Raw genomic sequence first — 14,294 nt, 5'->3', positions numbered from 1 at the left:
ATTAAGAAAATTTTCTTCTTAGTAACACTAAGCCGAACAAGCTGAATCCAAGCATCGCTAGTGAACTAGGCGCTGAAACACTGTTCAAGCTTAATTCATCAGTTACTAGATTCGCAGCATCCCACCAACCTTGTTGACCGAATGAGAAGCTAGTAATGTCACCGTTTGTGTAGCCAAAGTTTGAACCAGACGCTACGTGAAACCACACACCTACACCAGCATCATATGAAATACCGGTATAGTTTGCAGAGTTAGCACCTGACCATGCATTGATAGTCGTGGCGTCAATATCTAAACTGAAGCTGTTACTAGTTACCGCAAACGTATCGGTTTGCAACAATATGCCAGGCGAGTTAATGCTGTTAGCGTTATTTTGGCCATTGTAAACGTAGGTGCTTGCAATACCGGTTTGCAAGTCACCGTATATTATAGCCAACTCGTTAACATTTGAGCTTTTTGGGTTGTCACCATTATTTACAACCAACCAAAAGCCATCAATAGGTGTTGGATCGCTTGCAAAGCCAACATCCCATGTGAAGTTTTGAGTAGTGGAATTAAAAGTGCTTGAAACCGTGTCAATTTGACTGCCTAAGCTTCCACCTGTTGCTGGATTAGTATCAAAACTAAACAATGATGCTTGTGAGATTGCTGCCGTTGCTAATAACGATACAGCAACAAGGGTTTTTAAAATTTTCATCGGAACTCCATAAATTAAGTTAAATGTTGAAACTACAACATAATTAGTCACAGCAGATTTCATGCCACAAATATAAATCAATTAATACAGTGGCTTATGACAATTAAAATTTTGACTGTAAAATTAAATGACGAATTTTACTGATAAAAACATCGGTTAAACCGATTTTCAGCAAGTTTAAATATATTTTGCGTCTATTTCGGCGTTACTATCTGTAAAAGATCAGATCCTAATATTGTTAATCGTTTAATGAATGTATGTACCCAGCTATTGTTTTGCTAAACGAAGTATCAAGTTGTGATCCGAATTTGGTCAATGTAGTTAGTTTAAGAAAAGATCTACTATAGGGCGAAATCAAGCGAATCGATGTTTTGAATACCTATTCTTTGTGGATTCAATAGAAAAATTAGATTATATGGGCTGTATTTACGTCAAGGCCCTGTTTACGAAAACTGAGTTTAGTCAAAGGTAAAACCAATGCTGATACCAACTAAGGCCTTTGTTTCTGTTTCGCTTGGAACACCGAATAATCCACTAATATTAAGCGGGTCTTCGTCGGTTCGTCGAAATCCTAATGATGCACCAATGACCCAGCCATCATTTGTAAAACCTTTGGCGTAATAATGATAGCTTAACGCAAGAAAACCGTTCTCACTGCTAAGTGTTTCAGCACCGCCCATAATGCCAAAAGCATGTTGTTCAGTTTCATCAGTAAGGTATTGATATCCTGCGGCACCTCCCAATAGACCAATTGAAACAAAATAGTTGTCTTTTTCGCGCTTAAAATTGTATTTTGCGCCGATTACGCCACCAAATTCATAACCAAAGCCTACATGCAAGGTTTCGTCTGCAAACGCCGCGTTGCTAGATATAGACATCAGGCAAAGTAAGACAAGTTGGATAACGTTTTTCATATGATAACTGTAGTTACCAAGCGATCCGGCTAGTGCAATTTTAGCGCTATTATTTAAGTGGGCTTCAGACAAGTTAATTACCTTTTGCGTGACTGTCATTTTGCTCAGACATTGCTTTCAATAAGCCTTTTTTGAGTAAGCGACCGTCAGCCCATTTTAAAAAATAATGTTGAATGCCGAGGCCGATTATAAGGGCCACAATGTTGTATAAGCTTGGATAACCGAATTGAATAGCGGAGGCCACAGTAAGAGCAGCAATTATAAGAAGAGAAAACAATAAATTTAAAGCGCTAAAGCCAGAGAGTTTGAGTTTTGCGAAGGTTTCAAATCGAGCTTGTTCTAAGAGTTGAGCCTGCTCTTCTTTAGATTTATCTTTAATTTCAGAAAAGTAGTTGATGTAGTGCTTGGTATTCATATTAAGGTATCTTTATGTGACGTTATCTCTATTTTAGTTTTATTTGCCGCCGCTTGCACTTGTTTACGAAATTTAATATTTACAGGCGAGTCATTAAAGCCTGACTAATAGTTTCCGTATGCCCTTTCTAGAGGGCGCAGCAGCAAGTATCGCTTGACAACAATAAATATGTCACTTGTATCTGCAGGCTTGAGTTACTAGTGTGAGGTATGTTACAAACATGCATCACAAAGCCAATGGGCACGCTACTTATATGTTAGATAAAATCCATCAGTTTCTAAAAAATATCCTTGTTTCGGTATTGTGTATCTTTATTGCCTTTGGCTTGCTGGATTTTTTGTGGTTAGGGCTGATTGCATCTTCATGGTATCAGACTGAAATGAGTGGCTTGCTTAGAGATGATTTTATATCTTGGCCGTGGATGGTTTTTTATGTGATGTATGGACTAGTTACATTTGTATTGGCTATTGTGCCTAATCGAGAAAAACCATGGTTTTATGCAACTATCGATGGAGCCTTACTTGGACTTGCTAGCTATGGTGCATATAACTTAACCAATTACAGCGTGTTAGAGGGTTTTACGCTTAAAATTATGCTCATAGATTGGGCTTGGGGAATTTTTCTTACCGCGTCATCGGCTACTGCGGGTTGGTTTGGTTTTCAAATTTTACGCTCAGAAAGGGAGCCGCGGGCGTAGCGTGTTTTTACTCGCTTAGAAAGTGTGTGCTCGATACTCGTTAATAAAAGCAAAGGCCTCAGCTGCTGGAACAGGGCGACAAAAGTAGTAGCCTTGTAATACATCGCAGGCATTACTTAATAAATATTGAGCCTGTCCTTTGGTCTCAACTCCTTCAGCTACGAATCGCAAGCCAAGGTCATGACTAAGTGAAATAGAGGCTTTGCAGATTTTTGCATTATCCTGATCTTCTTCTAAATTGTCGATAAACGATCGGTCAAGTTTAAGGGTTTGAATCGGTAAATGCTTTAAATATGCTAAGGAAGAATAACCCGTTCCAAAGTCATCAATAGATAGCTCGAAGCCTAAATCTCTCAACTCGCTCAGGGTAGCAATAGATCCCGCGGGGTCTTTCATCGCAATTGATTCTGTAATTTCAAGTTCGATCATTGTTGTGTCAATATTATATTGGCTAATTGCACGCTTCAAATCGTCGATAAAGCGTTTGTCCTCTATTTGCTTAGCAGATAGGTTAATAGCCATCTTGATAGCCACATTGGTATCTGGAAGCCAAGCTTTAAGTTGCTTAAAAGCGGTATCAATTACCCAGTTACCTAAATCGTAAATTAGACCTCGCTCTTCTGCAATCGCAATGAATTTCTCGGGTGAAATAAACCCTAGAGTAGGGTGGTTCCAGCGCAGTAGCGCCTCAAGCCCAAATGCTTTTTCGTCATCTAAGTATATTTGAGGTTGGTAGTATAGTTGGAGTGTTTGATTGTCAATTGCCGAGCGTAGCTCTGCCTCTAAGTGGTTTTTTTCTGCAACTAATTTATTCAACTCTTCAGTAAAAAAACTATAGTTTCTGCGTCCGTTATTTTTGGCGTGATACATCGCAATGTCTGCATTTTTAATGAGCTCGTTTGCGTCTTTGCCATCATTTGGATAAAGCGCAATACCTATGCTGGGGCTACTGGTAAGCTCGTGCTCGTCGATAAAGTAGGGTAAGCTCAAAATTTCAACGATGGCTTGCGCGGTTAATGCTGTAAATGAAATGTCTTCGATATCGGTGAGTATCACTAAAAATTCATCACCACCAATTCTTGCTAAAAAGTCGCTTTTTCTGCGGCAGATACCACTTAGCCGATTGGCGACTTGCTGCAACAATTCGTCGCCGACCTTGTGACCATGAGTATCGTTTATTTGTTTGAAGCGATCCATGTCGATAAACATCGCAGAGAGCATACTTTTATTGCGCTCAGAACTACTAATTGCCTGCTGCAAAATGCCGTTAATACTGAACCGATTGTAAAGGTCGGTTAGCGAATCATGATGTGCTAAGTGGAAGATTTTTTCTTCATTTTCTTTTTGTTTTGTGACGTCTTCGCAGTTGTATAGAAAATGCGTAATATAGCCCACTTCGTCGATTATTGGAGAGATACTAAGCTTGAGCCGATATGCCTGTTTGGTCTGGCTAAGGCCTCTGATATCTCCCCGCCATATCGTTTTGTTTTCCATGACTTGCCTGATGCCTTCCATCGGCTCCTTATCGATTAGCAGACCTAAGCTTCGAATATCTTTATTTAAGACTTGTGCTTGGGTATAGCCGCTAAGGTCGGTAAACGCGCAATTTACGTATTCAACAATCCCTCTGACATCTGATATCAATACAATAATTGGGCTTTGTTCTACCGCTACCGTGAGTTTCTCAAGGTCAGAAACTGCTTTTACCAAATCGTAATTTGCTTCGTATAGCTGTTTACTTTTTTCCTCAAGAATACTCTCTGCTGACGCTCTAGCAGTTTTCTCTCTTAGTATTCGCCTTTCTAACAAGGCTATTCGTGCTTGGCTTTCCTCGCTGGTCATGATTGTATTAAATGAAAGCTGACGTGGCAGTTACCATCGATATGATGTTTTTTAATGGTAATGGACTCCTGATAATAGTCGATTACCCCTTTCATTAATCCATGGGCAAGCGTTGCAAAACCTCGGGATGACTGATATTCCATGATTAAGCAACGTGGGTCACTGTCGTCGAATGTAAATTTGGGTAAATCTGCATCCGGATATAATTTTTTTACTTCAACATGAATATGACTATCAAGGCTGCGCATGAAGTCAAATACATTTGTAGCCGACATAAAAAACGAAGGGAATAAAACAGAGAACTGCTTCGCCAAATGTAAGCCAAAAGCGTAAACCAAGTCGTCTGCGTCAATATTGGTTTTTTCAGATAACTTACTGACCATCTGAATCAGCTCGTGATGGTCGTAGGTACCGACACTTGTATAGGCTCCATCCGAGGCAAGCTCGCACTCTACGATAATTTCATCTAGCATGTCAGCTGAGAACTGACTTTCTACCATGTCGTTAAATTCTGTAAACACGATCCCTTTCAAGATAATACCTATTTGTTTGTTGCCTTGCTCGTCACTTACCTTACAGCGTCATTAAGCAAGTAATACTGATTAGGTTTCAATCTTCTATCGGGTATTTTAAATGATGTCGCTACGACGCTTTAGTATGCAATTCTTAGCATAGGTATAAAAAATGATAAGTCGCTGGCTTGTTTGAAATGAGCAAAACTAAAGCCGTGTTGATTTGCAGTGATTGTTTATCATGAAAAAAGTGTTTGAAAGTAGTCTGAAATGTTAGTTTACACAAAGAAACAGTTTATAGATTTAGAGAATGCTTATGTGGATATATCTTATCAGACACGGTGAAACTGACGGCAATCGTAATCGGATTGTACAAACCCCCGATACACCGCTTTCAAAAATCGGGCTTTTGCAGGCCGAGTATTTGGCGAAAGCCTATGCTCATTTGCCAGCAACACATATTCTGTGCAGTGATTATGCTCGCACTAAGGCCACCGCAGCTCCTTTGCATAAAAGATTAAACTGTGAGCTGAGCTATACCGAATTATTAAGGGAAAGAAACTTTGGTGATTTGCGCGGACAAGCCTATGACGAGATTGGGCACGATTTTTTTGCGCAAGATTACAATCCTCCCAATGGCGAGAGCTATTCACAATTTGTGGGGCGTGTAAGGCGAGCATGGCGGCATGTAGTTAATCAAGCTAACAGTAAAGACGGCGATTTAGTGGTCATGACCCATGGCTTAGTGCTGCGCTGCTTATTGACCGAGATTTTATCGATTGCGCCGGCTAAATTAGAGCACAGTGATATTAAAAATACCTGCGTGACAAAAATTAGTCGGTCTGACCCATCAGATATTCCACTTCTATGCAATGCCAATCATTTAGCTGATGAAGCGTTTAGTGCAGGCAATCAGGGTGCCGTATAGAAGGCAATGAATGCTCCCGGTTGGGTAGCAAACTTAAGCTCTTAGTACCACTAGCCTCAATCGGCAACATGCCGGGGCCACATTTAAACCATACGCGCACTTCAAGGAGTGACTGCTATATAATCTACTTATTAGCGAATAGCAGCGGTCTGCCAACAAGAGTGCGCGTCATGGAGGGCTGTTTAACCTCGCTTAGCGTTTATTTTACGCTGTGCAATGCACATAGTTTGTTGCCACTGGGGTCGCGCAAATATGCCAGATAAAGCGTTCTACCTGCGCCCTGACGTTCTCCAGGTGGATCTTCGCAATCTGTGCCGCCGTTAGCCAGTCCTGCTGCATGCCAAGCATCGGCTAGTTGGCTTGTTTTGGCTGCAAAACCAATGGTGGTGCCGTTACCATGACTCGCAGGCTTGCCATCTATAGGCTTACTTAAGGCAAATATTCCGGTGTTAGTAACGTAAAAAAGCCGACCTTTTTCGTCGATAACACCGGGTTTGTGTCCGAGCGCACCTAAGGTGGCATCATAAAATACTTTTGCTGCTTGTATGTCGTTAGCACCGATCATGATATGGCTGAACATAGATATTCCTTTGTAGTGTAGTTAAAATTAACCAATAATTTTCGGATATTAGTATGTTATTTAATGCACTACAAATTCAACTTCATTTTAGTGATAGTGCTGAATATTTAAGGTAGTTATGAAACAGTCCTTGGACATTTTTTCAACGCTTGACACGGGATGCACATCAAAAAAGATTATTAATGTAATTAAATTACGTTATATACTTACAATACGCCTTAAAAAGCGTTAATATTTGATTTTATTGTAACAATATTACTTTTATGGAGCGGCTATGAGTCTCAAAAAACAATATTTGAAGTCAAAACCTGTGTGTAAGGTCACCTTTAAACTTTCAAAGGAAGAAGCCAAAAGTGCTGAAAAAGTGCGTTTAGTTGGCGATTTTAATGAATGGGATCTGAACACGCCGCCGATGAAAAAACTCAAAGATGGCTCGTTTTCATCAACTGTTGCCTTGCAAAAAGATAATCAGTATCAATTTCGCTATTTACTAAATGATAAAGAGTGGCAAAACGATTGGCATGCAGATGCGTATGTCCCATCACCAGTGTCTTTAGATGAAAACTCTGTGTTAAGCGTTTAAGCGTATTTTGTTACTTGTTAGCTTGATGTCGCCGAAACGACGTTGCAACATCAAGCTAATCTTACTTATTGCACTTTGCAAATGAACAAAAGCGAACATATCCTTGTGTTTGTTCAAAGCTTCTATCAATTTGTTATCTGGCGATTTTGGCATCCTGCGAATTTATAAAAGCATTTGAACGCGTAATCGCATTTGCTCGAATGTTGCCATAGAACAAGCTGAAATCTAACAGATGATAGCTTTTTTGAGGGCCATCTAAATGGTTTGAAAAAGGATTGTCTTGTTGTTCAGCCAAAAATAGTTCACCGTTTTCGCCGCACTCTGCCCAGGTTAAATTAGCGCTTAGTTCCGGCAGTTCGGTAAACACAAAGCCAGGATTTTTTGCCGTAAACATGTGAATAATTTCACGTTTAAATACCACTGGAAAGGCTCCGAGGTGCATGTTGGCTGATGCTCTTTGCGTATTTACCTCCCAGCTCAGCGGGTTTACACAGGCTATCTTGCTCAGCTCCGATTCTTCCCAACCCGATGGGTACCAACGACGCCTCGCTTCGGTCATTGCGCCGCCTTCTCCGTAGCTATCAAATGACACAATACAGCCAGTTTGATCCGCTGACGTACATAAACTTATAGTACTGAAAGTTCTTTCAAATACGTCAAGTTCAAGCCAGTATCCGATCGTATAGGCAGCAACCAATTGCTGCTGAAGTACTGTGTGCTCGACTTTGTTGGCAAGCAAACGTGTGGCATGCAGGCTACCTTGGCTGTGCCCCACAATCATAAAAGGTCGACCATGGTTTTGATGTGCAATAAAGTAATCAAAGGCTGTTTCGATATCGCTATAAGCAAGATCTAAAGCAGCGTAGCTAGAGTCAAGGTCATCGTCAACAAAGGAAGCAATGTGCGCCTGACGATAAAACGGTGCATAAATGCGGCAGCAGCCGTTGAAAGCACTTGCCATACTCGACAGCATATATTCCAATGACTGTGCTTCTGAATTTTCTTTAGCCATATTTGAATTCCAGCCGCCAGGCCCTACATAACCGGTCGAATGCACAAAAAATATATCCACAGGCTTGCTTGATAAGTCTTTAGATATGTCTGCGTTTGGTGGTATAAGGTCTGAGGTGTCAGCAAAATCCGGGTGAGCATACCAAAAGCTATTGTCGGAATAATTGGGTGGCTGTGGCAGCGTGTCTGTGCTGAAAGTACTTTTCGGAAATAAATACCATTGAGCCAATTTTTCGGCATTGGCGCCAAGCACCACTAAACAAATGACAATAATTCCTAAACCAATAAAAAACTTTCTCATATTTCACTTATCCCCTTGTTTTTGTACCTACAACAATAACACTAATTGAAACAGCATCGTTATTTACAAAAGTAAACGCGCTTTGCTTGTTTCGAGCATAGAATTTCGCCAATACACGCGCTACAGATTGATGTTTTGCATGCTTGAATGTCACTCATCGCACTGCGCTCTGTAATGTTAAACCGTATTTTCACTGTTCTTTGCTATCTGGATTTCATGGCTAGATGAGTTAGAACATAAGCAGGTTTACATTACTGTTCATCGAAATTCTAATTACCGCGCCAAAAAAGCCATGATGTAGGTGCATTTGTGGTGATATACTCCCAACATATTTATGCTCGACAGCGTTGAGTATATGTTTTTAAACAAAGTAATCTAAAAGACTCGTATAAGGAATCAACTTCTATGGCCGAGACTGCGCCACGTCCGACCAATTTTATTCGTCAAATTATCGATAAAGATATTGCTTCAGGTCTTCACAATACAGTTGTGACAAGGTTTCCTCCTGAGCCCAATGGTTTTCTCCATATGGGTCATGCAAAATCGATATGTTTGAATTTTGGTCTGGCTGAAGATTATAAAGGCTCGTGTAACCTGCGTTTTGACGACACCAACCCTGAAAAAGAAAACATCGATTTTGTCAATTCAATCAAACATGATGTGGAATGGTTGGGTTTTGAATGGCAAGGAAAGGAACGCTACTCGTCAGATTATTTCGAGCAACTATATGCCTATGCACTAGAGTTGATTAATAAAGGCCTAGCTTACGTAGATTTCAGCAGCCCAGAAGAGGTTAGAGCCTTAAGAGGTACTCTGACCGAAGCTGGCAAAAACAGCCCATACCGCGACACATCGGTTGCTGAAAATGTCATGCACTTTGAAAAGATGCGTGCAGGAGAATATCAAGAAGGTAGCTGCAGTTTGCGCGCTAAGATAGATATGGCGTCTGCATTTATGTGCATGCGTGACCCTATCATTTACCGTGTCAAATTTGCTCATCACCATCAAACAGGTGATGCGTGGTGTATTTATCCGATGTACGATTTTACGCACTGCATTTCCGATGCGATTGAGGGAATTACGCACTCATTGTGTACGCTTGAATTTCAGGATAATCGTCGGTTGTACGATTGGGTGATTGAAAATATTAGCATCGAGCGCACACCGCGACAGTATGAGTTCAGTCGACTCAATCTTGAATACACAGTGCTCAGTAAACGTAAATTGATTCAATTAGTTGACGAAAATCATGTGTCTGGATGGGACGATCCACGCATGCCTACCATTGCAGGTATTCGCAGACGTGGATATACCGCAGATTCTATTCGTGAGTTTTGCAAACGCATCGGCGTGACCAAAATGGATAACATGGTCGAAATGAGCATGTTAGAAGCTTGCATTCGGGATGAGCTAAACGCAACGGCGCCGCGCAGAATGGCTGTTTTGGACCCAATTAAAGTGGTAATCGAAAATTATCCAAAGGACCAAGTAGAGTGGATTGATGCTGCCAATCATCCATCCGATGACAGCATGGGCACCCGTAAAATTGCCTTTTCTAGAGAGCTGTGGATTGAAAGCGAGGACTTTAAAGAAGAAGCCAACAAAAAATTCAAACGTTTAGTGCTCGATAAAGAAGTGCGTTTGCGCAATGCTTATATGATAAAGGCTCTGAGAGTAGACAAAAATTCGGACGGTGACATCACCACCATTTATTGCACTTATGATCCAGAAACTTTGGGAAAAGACCCTGAGGATGGACGTAAAGCAAAAGGAGTAATTCATTGGGTTGGTGCTGCGCAAGCGAGCGCGGCGCAGTTTAATTTATATGATAGGCTCTTTACAGTAGCGAATCCTGCAGCTCAAGATGATTTTGGCGCCACCATTAATGGTGAATCCTTAGTGGTGAAGCACGGTTATGTTGAGCCAGCCCTGATTGAGGCAGAAGTACTGCAGCGATTCCAGTTTGAGCGCACCGGTTATTTTTGTGTCGATCCCGCAAGTAAGTCAGAACAGCTTGTATTTAATCGCACCGTTGAGCTCAGAGATACTTGGGCTAAAATATCGGGCTAAACCGTCGGTTTGGCTGTAACAAAAATGAGAAAAGCGGCACATACAAGGTATTGCCGCTTTTTTTGATTAATTAAGGCTCTTATTTAGCTTGGCAGTCCAAGCTTCGACCATTTACACCCCGAGAGACATCTGACATCAAATACACGTATGTCTGCATAATTTGAGCCGGCGTTTTCAGTGTGTTTGGATCTTCTCCCGGATAAGCTTTTGAACGCATATCGGTGCGTGTCGCTCCGGGGTTGATACAATTAAAACGAATGGCTTTGTTTTTATGTTCATCCGCCAAGACTTGCATCATAGCCTCAGTAGCAAACTTTGACATGCTGTAGGTCCCCCAAAATGCTCGACCTTTGCGCCCAACCCCAGAGGTCGTAAACACAATTGAAGCCGTTTCATTCTTTTTGATTAGAGGTAATAAAGCCTGCACCATCAAAAACTGGCTCTTCACGTTTACCTGCATTACCTGGTCGTATTCTTTTTCTTTAATTTCGGCAAAAGGACACAATGTGCCCAGCACACTGGCATTAAACAGCACGCCGTCCAGTTTTTTATATTCCCCAGCAATCGTATCTACCAAGCCTTGGTAATGCTGCGCATTAGCACCTTGATGATCCATTGGTACAATACTCGGCTGCGGACTGCCTTGAGCAACTATTTCGTCGTAGGTGGCCTCCAGTTTGGCTACTGTTTTGCCTACCAAAATTACCGTTGCACCGCATTTTGCATAGGTCAGTGCTGCTTCTTTGCCAATGCCATCTCCGGCCCCCGTGACTAAAATTACCTTGTTGGCTAAACTTTGTTCATGTGCTTCAAATGCTAAATGGGGTAGTGTCTCAGACATAAATTACGTGCTTACTCAGAAAAAGAGCGCGAATCTTAACGCAGAATTTGAATTACCTAAAGTATCCGCTATGACTTAATCAAATATTCTGTTTTTTTATTACATTACGTTTACAAACACTTTGCAAAGTAAACATAAAGCCAATACTATAGGGTGAAAGAAACTGGTCATACTAGTTATGCGAATAAAACTGCATACCTTACCGCTAATATTAGTCACTCAATAATGTATCAGTATATATGGATTGAGTAGGGAGAAAGAATGAAAAAACTGTTAGTAAGCACAAGTATTATAGCAGCATTGGGGCTTGCCGGCTGTGGTGGAGAAACCATCGAGGATTTGAGAGAAGAAACGGTTGTGCAAACTCCAGTCTCTCGAATCGTGTTTGATCCCGCCAATGGCGATTTGAATATCCCTAACGATTTACTGATGCTGCCTGGAGCAGACGGCTTTTTCGATTATACATTGAATATCCCTGTTGCTGATCCTTCCGATTTTAGCGACCCCCAAAACGCGTTGAACGTGCTTGACGGTTGGTCGACTAATACCCCTTTCGTGATAAACGTTGCAACGCCGCCAAACGTGTCCTTATCGGCTGATACGCTATCAGCTGGTGTAAGAATTTTTGAAGCGACGCTGGGTTTGAATCAAGACGATGCAGACTGTGCGCAAATTAGCGTGCCCAGTGCGGGCTGCAAAATCGGTGATGAACTTACTTTTGGTGTTGATTTTGTGCTTCAACTTGCAGATGCAGATACCATCGGTGTTGTCCCGCTTAAGCCCTTAAAAGAAGGCCAAGGCTATGTATTGGTGATGACTACTGCGCTCGAAGATAGCTCAGGAAAGTCAGTGCAGGGATCCACTACGTGGGATCTTGTCAAACAAGATATCGATACTGCACCGCTTGCCACACCAGCCCAGCTATCACTGCAGGGCCTTATTAATAGTCATATTGATGCATTAGAAACAGCTGGTTTAACTCGCGATGAATTAACCTATGTTGCTGCATTTACTACGCAATCGATAACGCCGGTGATGTCGACGATAAAACAGCTTTATGTCAGTGAGTTTGCCCAACGAAGCGCGATGGGCGACCCTACCGCAGGGCAAGCCTTACCTGCTATCGTAATAAACTCAGCCGGAGCGCAACCAAACGCAATGGAAACATTGGGCGTGGTATCTCAAGCAGCAGTAGATGGCGCGGTTGCATTAGCGCTTTCTAACCCAGCTGCAGCGCCACTCGCGCCATTGTTTGCAAATGCTAATTTTGCAGCACTAACCACTTGTAATGGTTTGCTTGCCGCCGCTGGTGGACAATTTGGTGCGGCGACCGGTCAAAGCTTTGCGCCTTTCGATGCTGAAGTAAACGGTGTTGTGCAACAAATTGGCGTCGGCATCCTCGGTCAGGGCGCCGGTCCATTGTGTGCCGCAAGTGTTTATCAGGGAAGCGTATCACTGCCTTATTATTCCGCGATCCCTCGTGCAGACAATCCAGCAGCGCCAGCCAATGAATTTTGGGAAGCTGCTTGTGACTCAGGCATTGTGTTAGCAGGCGCTGGTGCAGCGCTGGCTGCCGCTACGCCTGGGCCAAACGATGCATTTTGTAGCGCCTTAGGTTTACGTGATTTACGTATTAACGGTCAAAAGGTGGACCGTGATAGAAACCTCACTAAATTTAACCCAATTCCACAAATGAAAGGTGGGAACATGGGTAGAGAGACGCTAGATGTGCAGTTAACCGTTCCTAATCCAGCCGTTGCTGCAGCCTTAGGCTTTAACATTGCTATGCCGGATGGTGGGTGGCCTGTTGTTATGCTAGTGCATGGCATTACATCACAAAAAGAAGCGATGCTGTCTATTTCTGGGGCGCTGTCTTTAGCGGGTTTTGCAACCGTTGCCATCGATCAACCCTTGCATGGCTCACGCGGCTTCGATGTCGATCCTACTAGCCCTGGTGATGAAATAAACGCGACCACCGTTAGTGCAACGGCCTTCCTTAACTTGGCTAGTTTGCCAACTGCTAGAGATAACTCTCGTCAAGCAGTATCAGACCTTCTAGGTATCAGATTAGCCTTAAATGCTTTCGTAAATGCTACAGGCGACAATGCAGTAAATGTAAATGGTACAAATGTTTCTCTAATGGGGGTATCACTCGGCGCAATTACCGGTGGTAACTTTGCCGCATTAGCGAATACACCTTTCGAGGGGCCACTTGCACAACTGAGCGGTTTGTTCACGGTGCAGGCTGTTTCTCTTGAGTCTCCTGGTGGCGGTTTGTCACAGTTTTTACTGGAGTCAGCATCGTTTGGTCCTTTGATAAAAGGTTTCTTGCTCGGAGCAGCATCTGCTGATTTTCAAGCATTTTTGTTTGAAACGTTTGGTACCGCGGATGTCAGCGAAGCACAATTAGTTGGAGGGGTAATACAGTATTTAGCGCAGGCTTCTGACGCTCAGAATGCGGCAGCAAATGCTGTTTTCTCACAATTTGCCTTTGCCGCACAAACGGTAAGCGACCAGTCAGATCCCATTAACTTTTTCAAAACCTTGGGCGAAAACACTAACGTACACATGTTAACGGTCATCGGTGATGGGGGAGATAACTTACCCGATCAGGTTATCCCAGTCTCAACATCGGTTCCCTTATCTGGGCAATTACCGTTAGCAACATTAATGGGTTTGCAGACAGTAGCCTCGACAGTGATGTCTCCAGAGCCGCAAAGCGGAATCGTTTTGTACACCTCTGGCGCGCACGCAAGCAGCCTCAACCCCGTTCCTGATCCCGCGGTAACCTTAGAGATGCAGACTCAAGTAGCAACTTATTTAGGCTCGGGTGGACGTATTATTCAAGTAAACAATGAAGATATAACATCCAACTAGATAATATTCGATGGATAAAAGCCCGC

General features: G+C 42.5%; 13 protein-coding genes. 5 read left to right on the top strand and 8 right to left on the bottom strand.

Annotated features, from left to right (window positions below):
- Position 1 precedes the first annotated feature (1 nt).
- The 3 genes from AB9H30_RS03780 to AB9H30_RS03770 form a co-directional block, all read right to left on the bottom strand.
- On the bottom strand, positions 2-697 hold the full coding sequence (locus AB9H30_RS03780) for a PEP-CTERM sorting domain-containing protein (RefSeq protein ID WP_371193312.1): 696 nt from the start codon (positions 695-697) through the stop codon (positions 2-4).
- A 458-nt stretch (positions 698-1,155) separates the two neighbouring features.
- Positions 1,156-1,683, bottom strand: coding sequence for a hypothetical protein (locus AB9H30_RS03775; RefSeq protein WP_371193311.1), 528 nt, complete (start codon positions 1,681-1,683; stop codon positions 1,156-1,158).
- A 1-nt stretch (position 1,684) separates the two neighbouring features.
- The gene (locus tag AB9H30_RS03770; protein WP_371193310.1) at positions 1,685-2,026 is read right to left on the bottom strand and encodes a hypothetical protein; all 342 of its coding nucleotides are present in this window, start codon (positions 2,024-2,026) and stop codon (positions 1,685-1,687) included.
- 220 nt (positions 2,027-2,246) lie between these two features.
- On the opposite strand from AB9H30_RS03770, the gene AB9H30_RS03765 reads away from it, so the two are divergent.
- Positions 2,247-2,723, top strand: coding sequence for a DUF2177 family protein (locus AB9H30_RS03765; protein WP_371193309.1), 477 nt, complete (start codon positions 2,247-2,249; stop codon positions 2,721-2,723).
- A 15-nt stretch (positions 2,724-2,738) separates the two neighbouring features.
- Here AB9H30_RS03765 and AB9H30_RS03760 read toward each other — a convergent pair whose 3' ends face one another.
- Together AB9H30_RS03760 and AB9H30_RS03755 are read right to left on the bottom strand one after the other, a co-directional pair.
- Positions 2,739-4,565, bottom strand: a complete 1,827-nt coding sequence (locus AB9H30_RS03760) for a putative bifunctional diguanylate cyclase/phosphodiesterase (RefSeq protein WP_371193308.1) — start codon at positions 4,563-4,565, stop codon at positions 2,739-2,741.
- On the bottom strand, positions 4,562-5,098 hold the full coding sequence (locus tag AB9H30_RS03755; protein WP_371193307.1) for a heme NO-binding domain-containing protein: 537 nt from the start codon (positions 5,096-5,098) through the stop codon (positions 4,562-4,564). The genes AB9H30_RS03760 and AB9H30_RS03755 overlap by 4 nt, the downstream gene beginning before the upstream one ends.
- Before the next feature lie 295 nt (positions 5,099-5,393).
- On the opposite strand from AB9H30_RS03755, the gene AB9H30_RS03750 reads away from it, so the two are divergent.
- Positions 5,394-6,005 carry a histidine phosphatase family protein gene (locus AB9H30_RS03750; protein WP_371193306.1) on the top strand — a complete coding sequence of 204 codons (612 nt, stop codon included), beginning with the start codon at positions 5,394-5,396 and terminating at the stop codon, positions 6,003-6,005.
- A gap of 199 nt (positions 6,006-6,204) precedes the next feature.
- On the opposite strand, the gene AB9H30_RS03745 is transcribed toward AB9H30_RS03750, so the two are convergent.
- Positions 6,205-6,585, bottom strand: coding sequence for a VOC family protein (locus tag AB9H30_RS03745; RefSeq protein WP_371193305.1), 381 nt, complete (start codon positions 6,583-6,585; stop codon positions 6,205-6,207).
- Positions 6,586-6,859: 274 nt separating this feature from the next.
- On the opposite strand from AB9H30_RS03745, the gene AB9H30_RS03740 reads away from it, so the two are divergent.
- Positions 6,860-7,168, top strand: a complete 309-nt coding sequence (locus AB9H30_RS03740; RefSeq protein ID WP_371193304.1) for an isoamylase early set domain-containing protein — start codon at positions 6,860-6,862, stop codon at positions 7,166-7,168.
- A gap of 133 nt (positions 7,169-7,301) precedes the next feature.
- Here the strand turns inward: AB9H30_RS03740 and AB9H30_RS03735 are convergent, their stop codons facing one another.
- The gene (locus tag AB9H30_RS03735; RefSeq protein WP_371193303.1) at positions 7,302-8,480 is read right to left on the bottom strand and encodes a DUF3089 domain-containing protein; all 1,179 of its coding nucleotides are present in this window, start codon (positions 8,478-8,480) and stop codon (positions 7,302-7,304) included.
- Positions 8,481-8,885: 405 nt separating this feature from the next.
- Between AB9H30_RS03735 and glnS the strand changes: the two genes are divergently transcribed.
- Positions 8,886-10,550 carry a glutamine--tRNA ligase gene (gene glnS / locus AB9H30_RS03730; RefSeq protein WP_371193302.1) on the top strand — a complete coding sequence of 555 codons (1,665 nt, stop codon included), beginning with the start codon at positions 8,886-8,888 and terminating at the stop codon, positions 10,548-10,550.
- A gap of 79 nt (positions 10,551-10,629) precedes the next feature.
- Here glnS and AB9H30_RS03725 read toward each other — a convergent pair whose 3' ends face one another.
- Positions 10,630-11,391 carry a YciK family oxidoreductase gene (locus AB9H30_RS03725; RefSeq protein ID WP_371193301.1) on the bottom strand — a complete coding sequence of 254 codons (762 nt, stop codon included), beginning with the start codon at positions 11,389-11,391 and terminating at the stop codon, positions 10,630-10,632.
- Between the two features lie 261 nt (positions 11,392-11,652).
- On the opposite strand from AB9H30_RS03725, the gene AB9H30_RS03720 reads away from it, so the two are divergent.
- Positions 11,653-14,268 (top strand): VolA/Pla-1 family phospholipase, encoded by a 2,616-nt coding sequence (locus AB9H30_RS03720; protein ID WP_371193300.1) that lies wholly within the window; start codon positions 11,653-11,655, stop codon positions 14,266-14,268.
- Positions 14,269-14,294 lie beyond the last annotated feature (26 nt).

This window comes from Glaciecola sp. SC05 (assembly GCF_041380235.1).
In the GTDB taxonomy this organism is placed as follows: Bacteria; Pseudomonadota; Gammaproteobacteria; order Enterobacterales; family Alteromonadaceae; genus Glaciecola.
This window is presented reverse-complemented; position numbering and strand designations above follow the sequence as displayed.

What these genes read in the sequence shown, in the direction of transcription:
- AB9H30_RS03780 (WP_371193312.1), bottom strand. Translation starts at nt 697, where the DNA reads ATGAAAATTTTAAAAACCCTTGTTGCTGTATCGTTATTAGCAACGGCA.
- AB9H30_RS03770 (WP_371193310.1), bottom strand. Translation starts at nt 2,026, where the DNA reads ATGAATACCAAGCACTACATCAACTACTTTTCTGAAATTAAAGATAAA.
- AB9H30_RS03720 (WP_371193300.1), top strand. Translation starts at nt 11,653, where the DNA reads ATGAAAAAACTGTTAGTAAGCACAAGTATTATAGCAGCATTGGGGCTT.
- AB9H30_RS03735 (WP_371193303.1), bottom strand. Translation starts at nt 8,480, where the DNA reads ATGAGAAAGTTTTTTATTGGTTTAGGAATTATTGTCATTTGTTTAGTG.
- AB9H30_RS03750 (WP_371193306.1), top strand. Translation starts at nt 5,394, where the DNA reads ATGTGGATATATCTTATCAGACACGGTGAAACTGACGGCAATCGTAAT.
- AB9H30_RS03740 (WP_371193304.1), top strand. Translation starts at nt 6,860, where the DNA reads ATGAGTCTCAAAAAACAATATTTGAAGTCAAAACCTGTGTGTAAGGTC.
- AB9H30_RS03765 (WP_371193309.1), top strand. Translation starts at nt 2,247, where the DNA reads ATGCATCACAAAGCCAATGGGCACGCTACTTATATGTTAGATAAAATC.
- AB9H30_RS03745 (WP_371193305.1), bottom strand. Translation starts at nt 6,585, where the DNA reads ATGTTCAGCCATATCATGATCGGTGCTAACGACATACAAGCAGCAAAA.
- AB9H30_RS03725 (WP_371193301.1), bottom strand. Translation starts at nt 11,391, where the DNA reads ATGTCTGAGACACTACCCCATTTAGCATTTGAAGCACATGAACAAAGT.
- glnS (WP_371193302.1), top strand. Translation starts at nt 8,886, where the DNA reads ATGGCCGAGACTGCGCCACGTCCGACCAATTTTATTCGTCAAATTATC.
- AB9H30_RS03760 (WP_371193308.1), bottom strand. Translation starts at nt 4,565, where the DNA reads ATGACCAGCGAGGAAAGCCAAGCACGAATAGCCTTGTTAGAAAGGCGA.